At 61.8% G+C, this 18,391-nt stretch carries 14 protein-coding genes; all 14 read left to right on the top strand.

The window, feature by feature from the left end; translation table 11 throughout:
* Positions 1-27 precede the first annotated feature (27 nt).
* The 14 genes from KSS91_RS21095 (at position 28) to pseI (ending at position 18,292) form a co-directional block, all read left to right on the top strand.
* The gene (locus KSS91_RS21095; protein WP_217836012.1) at positions 28-3,621 is read left to right on the top strand and encodes a glycosyltransferase; all 3,594 of its coding nucleotides are present in this window, start codon (positions 28-30) and stop codon (positions 3,619-3,621) included.
* 341 nt (positions 3,622-3,962) lie between these two features.
* Positions 3,963-4,736: a glucose-1-phosphate cytidylyltransferase gene (gene rfbF, locus KSS91_RS21090; protein ID WP_217836011.1), complete on the top strand. Its 774-nt coding sequence runs from the start codon at positions 3,963-3,965 to the stop codon at positions 4,734-4,736.
* Entirely contained in the window at positions 4,718-5,800 is a 1,083-nt protein-coding gene (rfbG, locus tag KSS91_RS21085) for a CDP-glucose 4,6-dehydratase (RefSeq protein WP_217836010.1), read from the top strand. The genes rfbF and rfbG overlap by 19 nt, the downstream gene beginning before the upstream one ends.
* Positions 5,797-6,357 carry a dTDP-4-dehydrorhamnose 3,5-epimerase family protein gene (locus KSS91_RS21080; protein ID WP_217836009.1) on the top strand — a complete coding sequence of 187 codons (561 nt, stop codon included), beginning with the start codon at positions 5,797-5,799 and terminating at the stop codon, positions 6,355-6,357. Before rfbG ends, KSS91_RS21080 begins: the two co-directional genes overlap by 4 nt.
* Positions 6,354-7,580 (top strand): class I SAM-dependent methyltransferase, encoded by a 1,227-nt coding sequence (locus KSS91_RS21075; RefSeq protein WP_217836008.1) that lies wholly within the window; start codon positions 6,354-6,356, stop codon positions 7,578-7,580. Before KSS91_RS21080 ends, KSS91_RS21075 begins: the two co-directional genes overlap by 4 nt.
* Positions 7,577-8,698: a DegT/DnrJ/EryC1/StrS family aminotransferase gene (locus tag KSS91_RS21070; protein WP_015096271.1), complete on the top strand. Its 1,122-nt coding sequence runs from the start codon at positions 7,577-7,579 to the stop codon at positions 8,696-8,698. The genes KSS91_RS21075 and KSS91_RS21070 overlap by 4 nt, the downstream gene beginning before the upstream one ends.
* Positions 8,695-9,360 carry an acetyltransferase gene (locus tag KSS91_RS21065; RefSeq protein ID WP_217836007.1) on the top strand — a complete coding sequence of 222 codons (666 nt, stop codon included), beginning with the start codon at positions 8,695-8,697 and terminating at the stop codon, positions 9,358-9,360. Before KSS91_RS21070 ends, KSS91_RS21065 begins: the two co-directional genes overlap by 4 nt.
* 30 nt (positions 9,361-9,390) lie before the next feature.
* Positions 9,391-10,119 carry a cephalosporin hydroxylase family protein gene (locus KSS91_RS21060; protein ID WP_015096269.1) on the top strand — a complete coding sequence of 243 codons (729 nt, stop codon included), beginning with the start codon at positions 9,391-9,393 and terminating at the stop codon, positions 10,117-10,119.
* A gap of 52 nt (positions 10,120-10,171) precedes the next feature.
* Positions 10,172-13,096, top strand: coding sequence for a TIGR00180 family glycosyltransferase (locus KSS91_RS21055; RefSeq protein WP_217836006.1), 2,925 nt, complete (start codon positions 10,172-10,174; stop codon positions 13,094-13,096).
* A gap of 134 nt (positions 13,097-13,230) precedes the next feature.
* Positions 13,231-14,421 carry a UDP-4-amino-4,6-dideoxy-N-acetyl-beta-L-altrosamine transaminase gene (pseC, locus tag KSS91_RS21050; RefSeq protein WP_217836005.1) on the top strand — a complete coding sequence of 397 codons (1,191 nt, stop codon included), beginning with the start codon at positions 13,231-13,233 and terminating at the stop codon, positions 14,419-14,421.
* On the top strand, positions 14,421-15,041 hold the full coding sequence (locus tag KSS91_RS21045; protein WP_015096266.1) for a pseudaminic acid biosynthesis-associated methylase: 621 nt from the start codon (positions 14,421-14,423) through the stop codon (positions 15,039-15,041). Before pseC ends, KSS91_RS21045 begins: the two co-directional genes overlap by 1 nt.
* Complete coding sequence (pseF, locus tag KSS91_RS21040; protein ID WP_217836004.1) at positions 15,038-15,745, top strand: pseudaminic acid cytidylyltransferase; 708 nt, start codon at positions 15,038-15,040, stop codon at positions 15,743-15,745. The genes KSS91_RS21045 and pseF overlap by 4 nt, the downstream gene beginning before the upstream one ends.
* Positions 15,742-17,247, top strand: a complete 1,506-nt coding sequence (gene pseG / locus KSS91_RS21035; RefSeq protein WP_217836003.1) for a UDP-2,4-diacetamido-2,4,6-trideoxy-beta-L-altropyranose hydrolase — start codon at positions 15,742-15,744, stop codon at positions 17,245-17,247. Before pseF ends, pseG begins: the two co-directional genes overlap by 4 nt.
* The gene (gene pseI, locus KSS91_RS21030; protein WP_217836002.1) at positions 17,240-18,292 is read left to right on the top strand and encodes a pseudaminic acid synthase; all 1,053 of its coding nucleotides are present in this window, start codon (positions 17,240-17,242) and stop codon (positions 18,290-18,292) included. The genes pseG and pseI overlap by 8 nt, the downstream gene beginning before the upstream one ends.
* The last annotated feature ends 99 nt before the right edge of the window (positions 18,293-18,391 follow it).

Raw genomic sequence — 18,391 nt, 5'->3', positions numbered from 1 at the left:
CGGGCTCGCGCCGCCTGTGAGCCCGCCGTGAATTCACTTCCGCTTGTCAGCCTGGTCATCCCCGCCTTCAATCCACGCTTTTTCGGTCGTGCGTTGCACACGGCTGTGAGCCAGAGCTACGGCAATCTGGAAATCATCGTTTGCGATGACAGTCGCGGTCATGAGATCGAAGAGATCGTGGCTTCGGCGGTTGAGCAGGGCGCGACCGTGCGCTATGTGCGCAACGCCCGAACCCTGGGCCTGGTGGGCAACCTTCAGGCTTGCCTGGAGCAGGCGCAAGGCGAGTACATCAAGTTTCTTTGTGATGATGACCAGTTGTTCTCGGCCTGCATCGAGGTTCAGGCCCAGGCGCTCATCGACAGCGCTGACGTCAATCTGGTGGTGGCCCAGCGGCTGCTCTGGGATGCCGACGACATGCCGCTGCCTTCGCGCCTGGAGAACACTCCGCTTTCCCCGGTGGGCGGGGTGTTCAAGGGCGAGGACTTGCTGGCGATCTTCGAAAACTTCCCGGTCAACATCCTCGGTGGCTTCAGTAACGCGATGTTCCGTCGGGCTGACGTGCTCGAACTGTTCCCGGCGCTGACTCAGCCCGGCCATTGCTTCGTCGCGACCCTCGATTTCGCCTTGTACGTCTGCCTGATGCGGCGTGGCAATCTGGCGGTTTCCAATCACGTGCTCGGCGTGGAACGCTTGTATCCGGAGCGTTTGAGCGGCCAGCAATCGATGAAGGACGCGGCCGAAACCGAGCGGCAATGGTTGTCGCAAATGCTCAAGGCCCGTGGTGGCGAGTCCGCACCGGCTCAGGGTTGGGTACGCTACGTACCTCTGACCCAGGTGGACGAAACGCCACGGGTTTGGGAAGAGTTGCCGCTGAGCCGGACCCTGGGTACGAAACAGACCACCCAGGATTGGCACGTCGGCATCGCCAGTGTCAGTTTCGCCCAGTTGTATGCCCAGTGGCTGGCGTGTCGCACGCTCACTGACGGTCAGCGCGAACTGCTGCCGGACACGCTGGAAGCCTGGCCAACCCGACCCAAAATCGTGCCGATCATCATTGATGAGCAAGGCAGCCGTTCGGCGCTGGAACTCACCCTGCAATCACTGGCGGAGCAGGATTACGCCCCTGAACTGACGCTGGTGCTATCGGCATCCTGTACTGACGCCAGGCTGGACGAGCGTGTGTTCCGCTTGCCTTTGCAGGACGACTGGCAGCAGCAGCTCAACGAGCTGTTGCCACAACTGGAAGGCGCTGACTGGTTCTATCTGCTGCGAGCCGGTGATCGTCTGGTTGCGCCGGCCTTGCTGGTCATGGCTGAGCGAATTGCGCTGTCACGCGAATTGACCTGCCTGTACAGCGACGAAGGTGGCCTGCATCAGGGGGAGTCGGCCGAACCTGCATTCAAACCGGACTTCAACCTCGACCTCATGCGCAGCTACCCTTACGTCGGGCGAGCGCTGGCGTTCCAGCGCGAGCAGTTCCTGGCGCTCGGTGGTTTCGATTCGACCTACGGCGAACTGGCCCCTCACGATGTCTTGTGGCGAATGGTTGAAAGTGCCGGCACGCAGGTGATCGGGCACGTTTGCGAGGTGCTGCTGGAGTCGGCATTCGATTTGGCCAAATGGCTGTCGCTGCCGGACGTGGTGGACACCAATCCGCGCCTGCTGGAGGCGCATTTGCATCGCCTGGGTGTCGCCCACGACATTCGCCAGGGCAGTTCGCCGCTGCTCAACCGGGTCGATTACCTGCATGCCGATCGGCCGCTGGTGTCGATCGTGATCGTCGGCAAGGACCAGACCCTGGCGTTGCAACGCTGTGTCGAAAGCCTGCTGGAGAAAACCGCGTACGGCGAATACGAGTTGCTGTTGGTCGACAATGGCAGCCAGGGCGCAGAGGCGCTTGAGTGGTTCGCCGGCATGGCGCAATTGGGCAGCGAGCGGATACGGGTGCTGCGCTGTGAGTTGCAAGGCAATGCGGCAGCGGTGCGTAATTTCGCCGTGCAGCAGGCGGCTGGCGAATACGTCCTGATGCTCAATCCCTACACGGTGATCACCCAGGCGCAATGGCTGGGCGAGTTGCTCAATCATGCACAGCGTCCGGAAGTCGGCGTGGTCGGAGCCAAGCTGTTCAACCCCGATGGCCGCGTGCTGCATGCCGGCCTGATCCTCGGGTTGCAAGGGCCGGCCGGCGTGCCATTCCATGGTGAGACGCTGCACGCGGCGGGCTACATGTACCGCTTGCAGGTCGCTCACAATTTCAGTGCCGTCGGCGGCGATTGCCTGATGGTGCGCAAGGCGGTTTTTGATGCGGTCGGTGGCCTGGATGAGCAGGACCTGGCGCAGTCCCTCAACGAGGTGGATCTGTGTCTGCGCGTCGGCCAGGAAGGTTACCTGGTGGTCTGGACGCCTCACGCTCAACTGGCGTTGGGCGCGCAACCGGGTGCGGTTGCGCAGGAAGGTGATCAGGCCCGGGCCGAGCAGGAACAGGAAGTTTTCTATAAGCGCTGGCTGCCGATCGTGGCCCGTGATCCGGCCTACAACACCAACCTGGCGTTGCAGGGATTGGGCGGGGCGAGCTTCAGTCTCGAGCCCGGCCTGCGATCCGGCTGGAGCCCGTTTTCCAAGGCGCACTTGCCGAAGATTCTCGCGTTGCCGGTCAACGCATCCGCCATCGGCCATTACCGGGTCACGCAACCGCTGATCGAGCTCGAGGCGGCCGGCAGGGCTCAGGGGCGCATTCATTACAACCTGCCGACCATCATCGAAGTCGAACGCCATTCGCCTGACGTGATCATCTTGCAGGGGCGCTATTCCGAAGGTCCGATCAACGAAATCCCGAGCCTGCAAAAGTATTCCAGCGCACGGCGCATCTATGAGCTGGATGACTTCGTGATCAACGTCCCGCACCGCAATGCGCATATCCGCAACATGCCGGGCAAGGACGAAATGGAGAAGCTGGTCCGGCGCGCCATCGGCATGTGCGATCGGGTAGTGGTCTCCACCGAGCCGCTGGGTAACGCGCTGTCGGACATGCATCACGACATTCGCGTGGTGCCCAACATGTTGGCGTCGCACTTGTGGACCGACCTGCGCAGTCAGCACCGCACCTCGAAAAAACCTCGGGTCGGCTGGGGTGGCGGTACCAGCCACCACGGTGATCTGGCGGTGATCGCCGATGTGGTCCGCGAACTGGCCAATGAAGTCGACTGGGTGTTCTTCGGCATGTGCCCGGACGATCTGCGCCCGTACATGCATGAATTCCATGGCGTGATCGGACTGGACGTGTACCCGGCCAAGCTGGCCAGCCTGAACCTGGATCTGGCGTTGGCGCCGCTGGAGTTCCACATCTTCAACGACTGCAAGAGCAACCTGCGTTTGCTGGAGTATGGCGCCTGCGGTTACCCGGTGATCTGCACCGACACCGAAGCCTATCGCGGCTACTTGCCGTGCACCCGGATCAAGACCAACTCCACGGATGAATGGCTGCAGGCGATCCGCATGCACCTGGCCGATCCGGACGCCAGCTATCGCATGGGCGATGAGTTGCGCGAGATCGTGCTGCGTGACTACGTGCTGCGCGGCGACAATTTGCGCTACTGGGAAAATGGCTGGCTGGCGGACTGACCGTTCGCACCTCTCTCCAGACCAGGCAGGCGACGTTGAGTCGCCTGCCTTTTTTTTGCTTATTTCACTGGCTTGAGCATGGGCACGGCCCCTTGTAGGAGCCAGCTTGCTGGCGATGGTCGTTAACGATAACGCGGGTGAACGGGATGAACGGCTCCTACATGCCTGGTAGCGGATTGAGGGAGCTGGCGCGTTTCCTGCAAGTCCCCCTTATATCGCCATAAAACGAGCACTTCCGGTGAGTCCGGTGGCGTCCAGAACGGCGGCAGGTTTAACCCAGATGGCCCGCAAAAGCTTGATACAGCTTGGCTGAGCCCTGTGACGAACAAGAGGGAAAGGGGATGAAGGCAGTTATTTTGGCGGGTGGCCTGGGTACGCGCATCAGCGAGGAGTCACACCTCAAGCCCAAGCCGATGATCGAGGTCGGCGGCAAGCCAATTCTCTGGCACATCATGAAACAGTACTCCGCTCACGGAATCCACGATTTTGTGATCTGCCTTGGCTACAAGGGCTATGCGATCAAGGACTTTTTCGCCAACTATTTTCTGCACACATCCGACGTCACGTTCGACATGCGCAACAACCGCATGGATGTTCACCAGAACTACAGCGAGCCATGGCGCGTCACACTGATCGACACTGGCGAAGAGACCATGACCGGCGGCCGCTTGCGTCGCGCCCGACGCTACCTTGAAGACGAACAGGCCTTTTGCTTTACCTACGGCGACGGCGTGTCGGACCTTAATATCGGTGCCTTGGTGGATTTTCATCTCAAGCACGGAAAACTGGCGACCGTTACCGCGGTACAGCCGCCAGGTCGCTACGGCGCGCTCAACCGCGATGGCGACAAGGTCCTGGGATTCACCGAAAAACCTCGCGGCGACGGTGGCTGGATCAATGGCGGGTTCTTTGTCCTGTCGCCCAAGGTGCTGCCGTTGATCGACGGCGATGACACCTCGTGGGAGTCCGGCCCGCTGGACGGCCTGGCCGAGCGCGGCGAACTCATGTCGTTCCAGCACGATGGTTTCTGGCAACCGATGGACACCCTGCGTGACAAGAACCACCTCGAGGCGTTGTGGCAGAGCGGGGAGGCCCCATGGAAACAATGGGACTGAGCCCGCAATTCTGGCGCGGCAAGCGGGTGCTGGTCACCGGCCACACCGGGTTCAAGGGCAGCTGGCTGACGTTGTGGTTGCAAAGCCTGGGTGCCGAGGTCAGCGGGTTTTCCCTCGACCCGTCCACCGAGCCGAGCCTGTTCGAACTGGCTCGCGTTCACGAAGGCATCAACGATCAGCGCGGTGACTTGCGTGACCTGGGCGCGTTGCTGGAGCTGATCGCCGAGGTCCAGCCGCAAATCGTCCTGCACCTGGCGGCCCAGCCGCTGGTGCGCGAAGGTTATCGCGACCCGTTGGGCACGTACTCCAGCAACGTCATGGGCACCCTCAACCTGCTCGAAGCGATCCGTCAGGTCGGCGGCGTGCGCGCCTGCGTGCTGGTGACCACCGACAAGGTCTACGCCAATCAGGAATGGCTGTGGCCGTACCGCGAGAACGAAGCGTTGGGCGGGCACGACCCCTACAGCAGCAGCAAGGCGTGCTGCGAATTGCTGGCGCAATCCTATGCCGCCTCGTTCTTTGCGCCCCAAAAGCACGCCGAGCATGGCCTGGCGTTGGCCACGGCCCGCGCCGGCAACGTGCTCGGTGGCGGCGACTTCGCCCCGGAGCGGTTGATTCCAGATGTGCTACGGGCATGGTCGGCCGACGAGCCCGTGACCTTGCGTTATCCGCAGGCGGTGCGCCCGTGGCAACACGCGCTGGAACCCCTGGCCGGCTATCTGCAATTGGCTGCCGGCCTGTATGAGCAAGGCCCGAAATTCGCCGGCGCCTGGAATTTCGGTCCCGGTGAAGCGGACATGTGCAGCGTCGGTGAAGTGGTCGAACTGCTCGCCAGCCGTTGGCCGCAAGCGCGCGGACTGCGCATCGAACCGAGCGATATGCACGAGGCCGGCCTGTTGCGCCTGGACAGCAGCCGCGCCCGTCAATTGCTCGACTGGCAACCGCGCTGGTCGTTGCAGCAGTGCCTGACCCAGACCCTGGATTGGCATCTGGCATGGCAGAACGGCGATGACATGCGCGCCATCAGCCTGGCGCAATTGAACCTGTACCGAGGCGCGCTGTGAGTGAATTTCTACTGAAGGCGTTGCCGTTGAAGGGGTTGTTCTGCGTGCAGCACAAACGCTTCGAGGACGAGCGCGGGCACTTTTCCCGGTTGTTTTGCGAGGGCAGCCTGAGTGCGTTTGGCCAAGCGTTTCATATCCGCCAGATCAATCATTCCTGCACCCGCGAACGCGGCAGTGTGCGTGGCCTGCATTACCAGAATGAGCGCGCGCCGGAAGCCAAGTTGATCACCTGCCTGCGCGGTGAAGTCTGGGATGTCGCGGTGGATTTGCGTCCCGACTCCGAAACTTTCCTGCATTGGCACGCCGAACACCTGCGTGCCGGCGATGGCCGCAGCCTGTTGATTCCGGCCGGGTTCGCCCACGGCTTCCAGACCCTGAGTGCCGACGCCGAGCTGCTTTACCTGCACAGCAACGACTACACACCGGAACACGAAGGTGGTTTGTCGGTGCTCGATCCAAGGCTGGCGATTGCCTGGCCGTTGCCTGTCAATAATCTGTCGGTGCGCGATGCCAGTCATCCGCTGATCGATGAACACTTTGCCGGAGTGCGTCTATGAACTGCCGTGGTTGCGCGACAGCGCTGACCCTGCCGCTGATCGATCTGGGCACCTCGCCGCCGTCCAATGCCTACGTGCGTGCCGACCAGCTGGAGCAGGCCGAACAATGGGTGCCGCTGAAGGTTGCCGTGTGCCAGCAGTGCTGGCTGGTGCAAACCGAGGACTACACCAGCGCCGACAGCCTGTTCGACGCCGAGTACGCCTACTTCAGTTCGTTCTCCAGCACCTGGCTGGCCCATGCAGAGCGCTATGTGGCCGAGATGGTCGAGCGCTTCGGCCTGACCGCCGACAGTCGCGTGGTGGAAGTCGCGGCCAATGACGGATACCTGTTGCAGTACGTGGCCCGGCGCGGCATCCCTTGCCTGGGCGTCGAGCCGACCCGCAGCACCGCGCAAGCGGCGCGGGAAAAAGGCCTGGAGATCCGCGAACTGTTTTTCGGTCGCGACAGTGCCACGCAGCTGAAATGCGAAGGCTGGGGCGCCGACCTGATGGCCGCCAACAACGTGTTGGCCCACGTCCCGGACATCAACGATTTTCTGTGCGGTTTCGCAACCCTGCTCAAACCGACGGGCGTGGCGACCTTCGAATTCCCGCAATTGCTGACGCTGATGGCCGGCCAGCAGTTCGACACGCTGTACCACGAACACTATTCCTACCTGTCGCTGACCGCTGTGCAGACCTTGTGCGAGCGCAATGGCCTGCAAGTGTTCGACGTCAGCCAGCTCTCGACCCATGGCGGTTCGCTGCGGGTGTTCGTGCAGCGACTGGACGGCGAGCGTCGCGAAGTGCAACCGGCGGTCCGGCAACAACTGCAGGCCGAACTCGCCGCCGGAGTGAAAACACCGGCGTACTACACGACCCTGGCCCCCGCCGCCGAGCGCATCAAGCATGGCCTGCTGCGCTTTTTGTTGCAGGCCAAGGCCGATGGCAAGCGCGTGGTCGGCTACGGCGCCGCCGCCAAGGGCAACACCCTGCTCAACTACGCCGGGGTCAAGCCGGACCTGTTGGCCTGGGTTGCCGATGCCAACCCGCACAAGCAAGGCAAGTACCTGCCCGGCAGCCGCATTCCGATCGTGTCGCCGGCACAGATCGACATCGAGAAACCGGACTACGTGCTGGTGCTGCCGTGGAACCTGCTGGATGAGATCACCCAGGCCTTTGCCGGCATTCGCGCATGGGACGGTCGTTTTGTCATTGCCATTCCCGAGTTGATCATTCGATGAGCCGAATTCATTACACCAAACCCAGTGTCGGTGAGCTGGAAGCTGACTATGTACTCGATGCCGTCCGCCATGGTTGGGGAGAGCGTTGCTACGAATACCTGACGCGGTTCGAAAAGTCCTTTGCCGAGCACGTGGGTGCGACCTATGCGATTGCAACGTCCAGTTGCACCGGCGCGCTGCACATGGGGATGGCGGCACTGGGCATCGGTGCCGGCGACGAGGTGATCCTCGCCGATACCAACTGGATCGCTTCGGCCGCCCCAGTCACCTATCTGGGCGCGACGCCGGTGTTCGTCGACGTACTGGCGAACAGTTGGTGCCTCGACCCGCAGCAGGTTCGACGGGCGATTACCCCACGAACCAAAGCGATTCTGGCGGTGCACCTCTATGGCAATCTCTGCGACATGGATGCGTTGCTGGCCATCGGTCGCGAGTTTGGCCTGCCCGTCATCGAAGACGCAGCCGAGGCAATTGGCTCGCAGTGGCGCGGTCAGGCGGCTGGCTCGCTGGGCGCGTTCGGCGCGTTCTCCTTTCACGGCACCAAGACCATGACCACCGGCGAAGGCGGCATCTTCGTGACCTCGGACAAGGCCCTGTATGAGCGCGTACTGACCCTGTCCAACCATGGCCGGGTGGCGGGCAGCAGCAAACAGTTCTGGCCGGATTTCCTGGGGTTCAAATACAAAATGAGCAACCTGCAAGCGGCCGTCGGTTGCGCGCAGGTTGAGCGGATCGACGAGTTGATCGAACGCAAGCGTGCGATCTTCGCCAACTACGCCGACGCCCTGGCTGCATTGCCGGGTTTGTCCATGAACCCTGAGCCCGAGCATGTGCGCAACGGTTACTGGATGCCCACCGTGGTCTTTGACCGCGAACTGGGGATTACGCGGGACATGTTGATCGCAGCCTTCCAGGCCGCCGATATCGACGCGCGGGTGTTCTTCTGGCCGCTATCGTCCTTGCCGATGTTCAGCGAACTGACGGCTGACTCGCCCGTGGCGCATTCGCTGCCGGAGCGCGCGATCAATCTGCCGAGCTACCACGACATGACCGATGACGATCAACACCGGGTCATCGAGGTGTTGCGCGCGCTGGTGCTCAAAAGGACCCGGCTATGAAGTTTTACCTGCTGGGGGCGGCCAACCCTGAAGCGGTACGGATGATCCTCACCCTGCAACGCAGCCAGCCGGATGTGCAGTTCGCCTTTCTCGATAATGATCCGGCGAAGCAAGGCACGCTGTTTTATGGCGTGCCAGTGGTGGGTGGCACCGACAAGGTGGCCGAGCTGAACGGGCCCGACACACGTTTTGTCAATTTGATCACCGGTAGCACCGCGCTGCGTCATCGGACCACCTGCGAGATCGTCGAGGCGGGTGGCACCCTGGGCAACTTCATCCACCCGGGCATCGATCTGACGATGACCACGATGGGCGTCGGCACCTATCTGCAAGAGGGCGTGATCATGCAGGCGCAAGTCAGCCTGGGTGACAACACCAGTATCAGTGCTGGCAGCGTGGTCGGGCATGAAGGGCAGATCGGCCATTCGGTGTTCATGGCGCCGGGTGTCTGCATTGCCGGTTGTGTCGAGATCGGTGACGGCACCTTCATCGGCACCAACGCGACGATCCTGCCGCGTTTGCGCATTGGTCGTTGGGTCACCATCGGTGCGGGCGCCGTGGTGACCAGAGACGTTCCAGACTTCGCGGTTGTAGTGGGCAGTCCCGCCAGGACCATCAAGACCAATTCTGTTTCCATTCAAGACGGTCGGGTTTTCAAGTAACCACCGCGACTAATTTCCGGAGAGCCTGTAATGAATCCTCATGAGCAGTTTCGTGAAGAAGTAAAAGAGAACATCGAAGGCCTGCAACAGGACAAAGCGTTGCAAGCCACGTCGCTGGACTGGGTTGGGACGACCGCCAGGCATAAGTACACCTACAACTTCAGCTGGATGGGCCGCCCGATCATTCAGTTCCCCCAGGACATGGTCGCCATGCAGGAGATCATCTGGGCGCTGCGGCCGGACATCATTGTCGAGACCGGTATCGCCCACGGCGGCTCGCTGGTGTTTTACGCCTCGATGCTGGAACTGATCGGCCATGGTGAGGTGTTGGGCGTCGACATCGATATCCGTCAGCACAACCGTGAAGCGATCGAAGCGCATCCAATGAGCAAGCGGATCCAGATGATCCAGGGTTCGAGTATCGATCCGGCGATCGTCGATCAGGTCCGTCAGCGTGTCGAAGGCAAGAAAGTGCTGGTGGTCCTGGACTCCAATCACACCCACGAGCACGTCCTTGAAGAGCTGCGGGCCTACGCGCCGATGACCTCGGTGGGCAGCTACTGCGTGGTGATGGATACCGTGGTGGAAGACATGCCGGAAGACGCCTTCCCGGATCGCCCGTGGGGCAAGGGCGACAACCCGAAGACCGCGGTATGGGCCTACCTGGAAGAAAACCGTGATTTTGAAATCGACCAGGCCATTCACAGCAAGCTGCTGATCACCGTCGCGCCGGATGGCTATCTGCGTCGCGTGCGGTAATCGACAAGACATCGTTGGGTTTTTTCGGCGATAAGCCGTTGTGGGGAAAGGTATGCAAGGCAAGAACAATTCTGGACACGGGCTGGCACTCAACGAACAGTTGACCGTGGTGCTGATGTCTCACGAGCGGCCGGCGTTTTTACGTCGGGCTGCACGTTTCTACAGCGACTTGCCTTGCAGGATTCTGGTGCTCGATTCTTCGACTGAAGGCCAGCCAGGCCTGGCCGGGCAATTTGAAAATGTGGACTACCAGCATGTCCCGCAGTTTGGCTACTGGGGTGTTCGTGCCAAGCTGGCCTTTGGCGTGGAGCAAGTGACCACACCGTTCATGGTGTTCGCCGCCGACGATGACTTCCATGTGCATGACGCCCTGCGCGCAGCCGTGGCATTCATGGAGGCCAATCCTGACTACGGCCTGTGCCACGGTTACAGCATGATGTACCTGTCACAACCCAATAGCGTCAGCTACTTGCGGCGTGACAAGAAGGTTTGCGAAGACTATTGCTCCGAGCACGCCGAGGAGCGTGTGCTCGATTACATGCACCAGTACCTCCCGCCATTTTATGCCGTGCAGCGCACCGACCTGGTACGTGACTGGTATCAGGTCATGCCCCACGATACGTCCTTTCAATGGCAGGAAATCGGTCACACGCATTACATGCTGGCGCGGGGCAAGGCGCGGATTCTGCCGATCCCGTATGTCGTGCGTGAGATGAATTACGGGTACTCCGACCACAACACCGAGATCTTCCACACGCTGGCTCATACCGATGCCAAGTCGGTCGCCGAGCGTGAAGCCTTCGCCGCGTTCCTCTTCGGGCTGCCGACTCAAGTTCAAGGCCAAGACCCGGAGCAAGGCCGGCAGTTCGCGCTGCAAAGCTTTGAAGCCCTGGCCGATAGTTTGCGCACCGGTCGCGCACTGACCACCGAGCTGATTATCGAGTCCGCCTGGACGAACGTCGAGAAAGGCCCTGAGCGCCGTTTCGGCCCCAAGCAATATGTCGAAATGCCGTTCTACAACCAGGCGTTTTTCGATCAGTTGACCCAGTTCGAGTTCCTGTTGCACGCCATGCCGGCCGGTCGCGTTCAGTTGGCAGGCCTGGAGGGTATCTGGACCCGTCAGCAGAGCCTGATGCTGGCGCGTAACAACGACACGCCGGAAAGTGTGGTCGACCGTTTGTGGCAAGCCCACGACAGCAACGTTTTCAACCGCACGGTGGTCAAGCGTCTGGTCACTCAGCTGGAATTGCTGGGCGAAGATGAAGAGGCGCAGTCCCTGCGCGACTGGGCTGCACGCCTTGAGGCGGTGTCGGTCGAGGGTAATTGTGCAGCGTTCGACAAGATGCTCTCCGGTCGCCTGCTCAAATGGCTCGCGCCCCGCCAGCCTGATGCTGACGAGGCGGAGTCGATCGCCCAACACCTGGCGGTCAACGGTGGCGGTCCACAGTTCGGGATCTTCCTGCTGGACCTGGACAACGATATCGACAAGCTGCAAGTCTCTCTCGACAGCCTGCTCGAAGGTCACGCCAAGGCGTTCAGGATTGTGGTCTTCACCACCGGTGAAGCCCCAGCGGCGACCACCGCGCAGAACACTCTGCACTTTGTCCGGGTCACGCCAGGCAACTACGTCGACAAACTGAACCAGAGTGCTCGTCAGTCGCCTTGCGACTGGCTGATGCTGGCTGAAGCCGGCGACGAGTTCACCGCCGGCGGCCTGTTGCGCGCCAGCCTGGAACTGCTGTCTGACACGCAATGCCGTGCCGTCGCCACCGACGAAATCCAGCGCACCGCCGAAGGCGCGCTGGTGGACGTGTTCCGTCCGGGTTTCAACCTTGATTTGCTGCAAAGCCTGCCGGCCCTGATGGCGCGTCACTGGCTGATCCGCCGGGAAGTGTTTATTGAAGTCGGCGGCTACCAGCCTGACTTCAGCAAGGCGCTGGAATTCGACTTGTTGCTGCGCATCATCGAGCAGGGCGGCCTCAACGGGCTGGCCCACCTGGATGAACCGCTGGTGATTGCCCGGGCCCCGGTACTGGAAGAAAACGCCGATGAACGCCTGGCGTTGTTGCGCCACCTGGGCAATCGTGGCTACAAGGCCAAGGTCACTTCGACGGTGCCGGGTACCTGGCAGATCGACTACCGCCACAGCGAACGCCCGCTGGTGTCGATCATCCTGCCGGCCGGGGATGACCTGGCGGCACTGCAACAGTGCCTGCAAGCGGTGTTGCTGCGAACCCGCTACATCCAGTACGAAGTGCTGATCGCACTCAACCCGAATCAGTCGGCCGAGGTCAACGATTGGCTGGGTACCTACCAGCATCCGAAAGTCAGCGTACTGCGTGCCGACCGGACCCTGAGCGATGTGGCGTTGTACAACGCTGCCAGCCAGCAGGCGCGAGGCGAGTACCTGGTGCTGTTGGCTGCCGACAGTGAAGTGGTCAACCCGAACTGGCTGGAGTCGCTGCTCAATCACGCCCAGCGTCCTGAGGTCGGCGTGGTCGGTCCGAAGTTGATCGACCGCGACGGCAAGGTCACCCAGGCCGGCCTGATTCTTGGCATGAACGGTGGTGTGGGCTCAGCCTTTGTCGGTGAAAAACAAGATGCCAAAGGTTACCTGCACCGGTTGGCGCTGGAGCAGAACTACTCGGCGGTGTCGAAGGTGTGCCTGATGGTGCGTAAAGCGTTGTTCGACGAGCTGGACGGTCTGGACGGCGTGACGTTCGCCGACGGCTTGAGCGACGTCGATCTGTGCCTCAGGGCCGGTCAGGCCGGTTACCTCACCGTGTGGACGCCGCTGGTACAGGTCATTCATTGCGGTGAAGTGCCACAGGTGCCGCAGGCCCTCGATGCATTGCGTGACAAGTGGGCGGCAGCCTTTGCCCAGGACCAGGCCTATAACGCCAATCTGGCCTTGAGCGGTAAAGGCTTTGCCCTGGGTGAAGCTGCCCCGGTGAACTGGGTTCAGTTGCTCGGCTAGGCCCGGCGAACAGGTATAAGGATTCAAGGCATGTCCAACGGAACATCGATTTTCATCTCAGGCGACACCGGTTCGTACGGGCGTCATTTCGTCCGTCCTTTTCCGGGCAAACTCGCCCATGCCTGGATGCCAGCATGATTCCTTACGCTCGGCAAAGCCTCGATCAGGCGGACATCGACGCCGTGGTCAGCGTCCTGCAGTCTGACTGGCTGACCCAGGGGCCGACCATCGAGCGCTTCGAGCGGGCGATGGCCGAGCGCTGCGAAGCTGATTTTGCCGTGGCGGTGTGCAATGCCACGGCGGCCCTGCACATTGCTTGCCTGGCGGCCGGACTCGGCCCGGGCGACTGGCTGTGGACGACACCGAACACCTTTTTTGCCTCGGCAAACTGTGGGCGCTACTGCGGTGCCGAGGTGGATTTTGTCGATATCGACCCGCTCACCTGGAACCTCGACGCCGGTGCGCTGGCTGTCAAGCTGGAGCGGGCCGAGCGTGAAGGCAGGCTGCCGAAAGTGCTCGTGGCCGTGGCGTTCTCGGGGCAGAGTTGCGACATGCGCAGGATTGCCGCACTGGCCAAGCGCTATGGCTTTACGGTGATCGAAGACGCGGCCCATGCCGCCGGAGCATCCTACGCCGGGCGCCCGGTGGGGTGTGGCGAGTTTGCCGCGATGACCGTGTTCAGCTTTCACCCGGTGAAGATCATCACCAGTGCCGAGGGCGGCATGGTCATGACCAATTGCCCGGAACTTGCCGAGCGTTTGCAACGCCTGCGCAGCCACGGCATGACCCGGGATCCGCAGCAAATGACCGGACCCAGCCACGGTCCCTGGTACTACGAGCAGGTGGAACTGGGGTTCAATTACCGCATTACCGACCTGCAGGCGGCCCTTGGCTTGTCGCAGTTGAACAAGCTGGATGAGTTTATCGAGCGTCGACGTGAACTGGCGGCGCGTTATGACCGCTTGCTGGCGTATCTGCCGTTGACACTGCCCGGTGCACAACCTGAGGCCGAGTCGTCCTGGCACCTGTATGTGGTGCGGCTGCAACTCGATCAGATCACGCTCACCCATCGAGAGGTGTTCGAGAGATTGCGGGCCGCCGGGATTGGGGTGAACCTGCACTATATCCCCGTGCATTTGCAGCCTTACTACCGTGACCTGGGGTTCGCCGAAGGTGATTTCCCGCAGGCCGAGCGTTATTACGCCGAAGCCATCAGCTTGCCGTTGTATCCGTTGCTCAGTCATGAGCAGCAGGACTATGTGGTCGAGCAGATGCAGCAACTGATCGAAATCATCCAGCCATTGCGACGTGTGGGAAATGTGTGATGCGTGAACTGACTGAGCAGGAGGCTTTCTGGCAGGGCGAATTCGGCAACCAGTACGTTGACCGCAATCTCGGACAGCCGCTGGTGGCGGCCAACCTGGCGCTGTTCGCCAAGGCACTGACACGGGTCGGACGCCTCGACAGCCTGTTGGAACTGGGCACCAATGCCGGTAACAACCTGCAGGCTCTGCACCAGCTGTTGCCGCGCTGCGAGTTGTTCGGCGTGGAGATCAATGCCAATGCGTGCGCCGCTGCCAAGGCGTTGGGTATTGCCCACCTCTGGCACGGCTCGCTGTTCGATTTCCCTCGCGAGCGCACCTTCGACCTGACCCTGAGCAAAGGCGTACTGATTCACCTGGCACCGGAGTTGCTGCCGGCTGCGTACGCGCAACTGTATGAGCTGAGCCAGCGCTACATATTGATCGCCGAGTACTACAACCCGGCGCCGGTCGAGGTTCCGTATCGCGGCAACAGCGGCAAGTTGTTCAAGCGCGATTTTGCCGGTGAAATGCTCGATCGCTATGACGACCTGCAACTGCTCGATTACGGTTTTGGCTACCACCGCGATCCACAATTCCCGGTGGATGACATTACCTGGTTTGTCCTGGAAAAACGCCGTTGAACAACGTCGCCATCATCCCGGCCCGCGGTGGCAGCAAACGCATACCCCGCAAGAATCTCAAGCCGTTCGCCGGTGTGCCGATGATTGCCCGCTCGATTCAGGTTGCCCTGGAGTGCGGGTTGTTTTCCCGGGTGGTGGTCAGCACCGACGACGAGGAAATTGCCGGGCTGGCGCGCGACTGTGGCGCTCAGGTGCCCTTCATGCGCCCGGCGGAACTGGCCGACGACTTCACGGGCACCGCCGCGGTGATCGCCCATGCCCTGCAAGCATTGCGCGAACAGGGGGATAATTTTGACCGCGCCTGTTGCATCTACGCGACCGCACCGTTGTTGCAATCGCGATTTCTTGTCCAGGGGCTGAGTCTGCTGGAACAGCATCCCGACAAGTCTTTTGCATTCTCGGTGTGCGACTTCGGTTTTCCGGTCCAGCGAGCCCTGACCCTTGATGAGCAGGGCGCCCTGACGGCGCTGTACCCGCAGTATCGTGATACCCGCTCCCAGGATCTGCCGAGCGCCTATCAGGATGCCGGGCAGTTCTACTGGGGGCGCAGCGATGCCTGGCTGCGTGGCGAAGTGCTGTATTCACCGTACAGCCTGCCGGTCATCCTGCCGCGGCATCTGGTGCAGGACATCGACACACCGCAGGACTGGACGCGCGCGGAATACCTGTATGCCGCGCTCAAGGCCGCAGGTGAGCTGCAATGAGAGTGCTGATTCGTTCTGACGCCTCGCCGACCATCGGCAGCGGCCACATCGCGCGCTGCCTGTGCCTGGCCCGCGTATTGCGCCGGCAAGGCAGCCACGTGGCTTTCGCCTGTCGCTTGCTGCCGGGGCATCGGCTGGAGGCACTGCGGGCTGAAGGTTTTGAAACCTTTGAACTGCCCGAGCGCTACAGCGACGAAGACCCGGAGCAAGCCATCGAATCCATGTTGCCCTGGCAGGCGGACATCGCCGCGCTCGGGCCGTTGCTGGAACACCAGCCGGCGTTCGACTGGATCATTGTCGACCACTACGGCCTCGATCATCACTGGCAGACCGCCGCCCGGCGCTTTGCGCCACGGATCGCCGTGTTCGATGACCTCGCCACGCGGACCTACAGCGCCGACCTGTTGCTGAACCAGAATCTCTCGGGTACGCCAGAGGCTTATGCCTCGCTGCTGGCGCCCGGCTGCCGGACTTTGTTCGGTCCGCGGTTCGCCATGTTGCGCGACGAGTTCTGTTGCCCGGCCATCGAGATCAAGCCACTGGCTCGACGTGTACTGGTGAACTTTGGCGGGTTCGACGCGGCCATGCAGACCCATCATGCAATGCTGGCGCTGGCGGACTTTCCCGAGCTGGAAGTCGATTTTGTCGCCGGTGCGGGTAATCCGGCCTGGGCGCAGATGCAGGCGTTGGCGGCCAGTCGCCCGCATTGGCGCCTGCACAGTTTTGTCAGCGACTTTTATCGATTGATGACCGAAGCCGACCTGTTTGTCGGGGCGGGAGGCGGCACCAGTTGGGAACGGGCGGCCATGGGGTTGCCGACGATTTGCATTGCCGTATCGAACAACCAGCAGGCCAACGGCGAGGTCATGGCGGCCGCAGGCGCTCATGTGTTCATGGGGGCGCGCGAGCAAGTCAGTGTCGAGCAACTGCGCCTGGCCATCGGCTTTGTCGCGGGTAACCAGGGTTTACGCCAGAGCCTGGCGCGGCAATCGCGACAACTGGTCGATGGGCGGGGTGCGCAGCGGGTGGCGGCTGCACTGGCGGGAGCGGTGCTGAGGATGCGACCGGCGACCCAGGGGGATGCGCAACTCCTGTTCGACGGGCGCAACGCCGAGGCCGTGCGTCGCTGGTCGCTGGAGACCGGCGTGATCGAATGGTCGGCGCATCAGAACTGGCTGACGGCGAGCCTGAGCAATGTCCGGCGGCTGTTGTTGATTGCCGAGGCTGATGACGGCCCGGTCGGTGTGCTGCGCTATGACCTGCGTGGCTTTACCGCCGAAGTGTCGATTTATCTGTTCGAAGGCCGGTTCGGCCTGGGCTGGGGCAGGGCGCTGCTGGCCCGTGGAGAATCTGTTGTGAAGGCCCACTGGCCGGAACTGGAGTCGCTCAGCGCCCAGGTCATGCCCGCTAACCAGCCGTCGCTGAAGGTCTTTCGCGAAGCCGGTTTTACCCAGAGTGACTGCGCGTTCACGCGCGTATTGAAGGATCACGCAGATGACTAGCTTCAAGATTGGCGAGCGCCTGATCGGTGCCGATGCGCCGCCCTTCATCATTGCCGAGATGAGCGGCAACCATAACCAGTCCCTGGACATGGCGCTGCAAATTGTCGAGGCCGCGGCCAGGGCCGGCGCCCATGCGTTGAAGCTGCAGACCTACACGGCCGACACCATGACCCTGGATCTGGCCGAGGGCGAGTTTTTCATCAAGGACCCGAACAGCCTGTGGGCCGGTACTTCGTTGTACGCGCTGTACGAAAAGGCCCACACACCCTGGGAATGGCATGCACCGATTTTCGCACGGGCCAAAGAACTGGGCCTGCTGGCGTTCTCCACGCCTTTCGATGACAGCGCCGTGGACTTTCTCGAAAGCCTCGACGTGCCGGCCTACAAGATCGCCAGTTTCGAAAACACCGACCTGCCGCTGATCCGCCGCGTGGCCGCGACGGGCAAGCCGCTGATCATTTCCACCGGCATGGCCAGCATCGCCGAACTCGATGAAACCGTGCGCGCCGCCCGCGAGGCCGGGTGCAAGGATCTGGTGCTGCTCAAATGCACCAGCACCTATCCGGCATCACCGGCGAACAGCAACGTGCGCACGATTCCTCATTTGCGCGAGTTGTTCGATTGCCAGGTAGGGCTGTCCGATCACTCCATGGGCGTTGGTGTGTCCGTGGCGGCGGTGGCGCTGGGTGCAACGGTGGTGGAAAAGCATTTCACCCTCGAGCGTGCGGCCGGTGGCGTCGATGCCGCTTTCTCGCTGGAGCCCTCTGAACTGGCCAGCCTGGTGATTGAAACCGAACGCGCCTGGCAAGCCATGGGGCACGTGCATTACGGCGTCAGCGAGGCCGAGCGCCCATCCCTGATGTACCGTCGATCGCTGTATGTCACCCGGGACATGGAGGCCGGCGAGCCCTTCAATGCGACCAACCTGAGAGCCATCCGTCCGGGGCTCGGGCTGGCGCCCAGGCATGCCCCAAGCCTGCTGGAACGCCGTGCCCGTCAGGCCATCAAGCGTGGAACCGCGCTGGATTGGTCGTTGGTCGAATAACCCATAAGCGGGGTGAATCGGCAAAATAGAGTGACCTGCGAGTCATAACGCGCATCTTCACTGTATTGTATTGACCGGGAAGATGGCGCCTGACCCCTT

This window comes from Pseudomonas azerbaijanorientalis (assembly GCF_019139795.1).
Taxonomy (GTDB): domain Bacteria; phylum Pseudomonadota; class Gammaproteobacteria; order Pseudomonadales; family Pseudomonadaceae; genus Aquipseudomonas; species Aquipseudomonas laurylsulfatiphila.
Note: the sequence above shows the minus strand (reverse complement) of the source record. Positions and strands in the feature narration are given on the sequence as shown.

Excerpts from the sequence above, each read along its gene's own strand:
- KSS91_RS21070 (WP_015096271.1), top strand. The coding sequence starts at position 7,577 with ATGAGCCGAATTCATTACACCAAACCCAGTGTCGGTGAGCTGGAAGCT.
- pseG (WP_217836003.1), top strand. The coding sequence starts at position 15,742 with ATGAGAGTGCTGATTCGTTCTGACGCCTCGCCGACCATCGGCAGCGGC.
- KSS91_RS21075 (WP_217836008.1), top strand. The coding sequence starts at position 6,354 with ATGAACTGCCGTGGTTGCGCGACAGCGCTGACCCTGCCGCTGATCGAT.
- pseC (WP_217836005.1), top strand. The coding sequence starts at position 13,231 with ATGATTCCTTACGCTCGGCAAAGCCTCGATCAGGCGGACATCGACGCC.
- pseI (WP_217836002.1), top strand. The coding sequence starts at position 17,240 with ATGACTAGCTTCAAGATTGGCGAGCGCCTGATCGGTGCCGATGCGCCG.
- rfbF (WP_217836011.1), top strand. The coding sequence starts at position 3,963 with ATGAAGGCAGTTATTTTGGCGGGTGGCCTGGGTACGCGCATCAGCGAG.
- KSS91_RS21045 (WP_015096266.1), top strand. The coding sequence starts at position 14,421 with ATGCGTGAACTGACTGAGCAGGAGGCTTTCTGGCAGGGCGAATTCGGC.
- KSS91_RS21065 (WP_217836007.1), top strand. The coding sequence starts at position 8,695 with ATGAAGTTTTACCTGCTGGGGGCGGCCAACCCTGAAGCGGTACGGATG.
- rfbG (WP_217836010.1), top strand. The coding sequence starts at position 4,718 with ATGGAAACAATGGGACTGAGCCCGCAATTCTGGCGCGGCAAGCGGGTG.
- KSS91_RS21055 (WP_217836006.1), top strand. The coding sequence starts at position 10,172 with ATGCAAGGCAAGAACAATTCTGGACACGGGCTGGCACTCAACGAACAG.
- KSS91_RS21060 (WP_015096269.1), top strand. The coding sequence starts at position 9,391 with ATGAATCCTCATGAGCAGTTTCGTGAAGAAGTAAAAGAGAACATCGAA.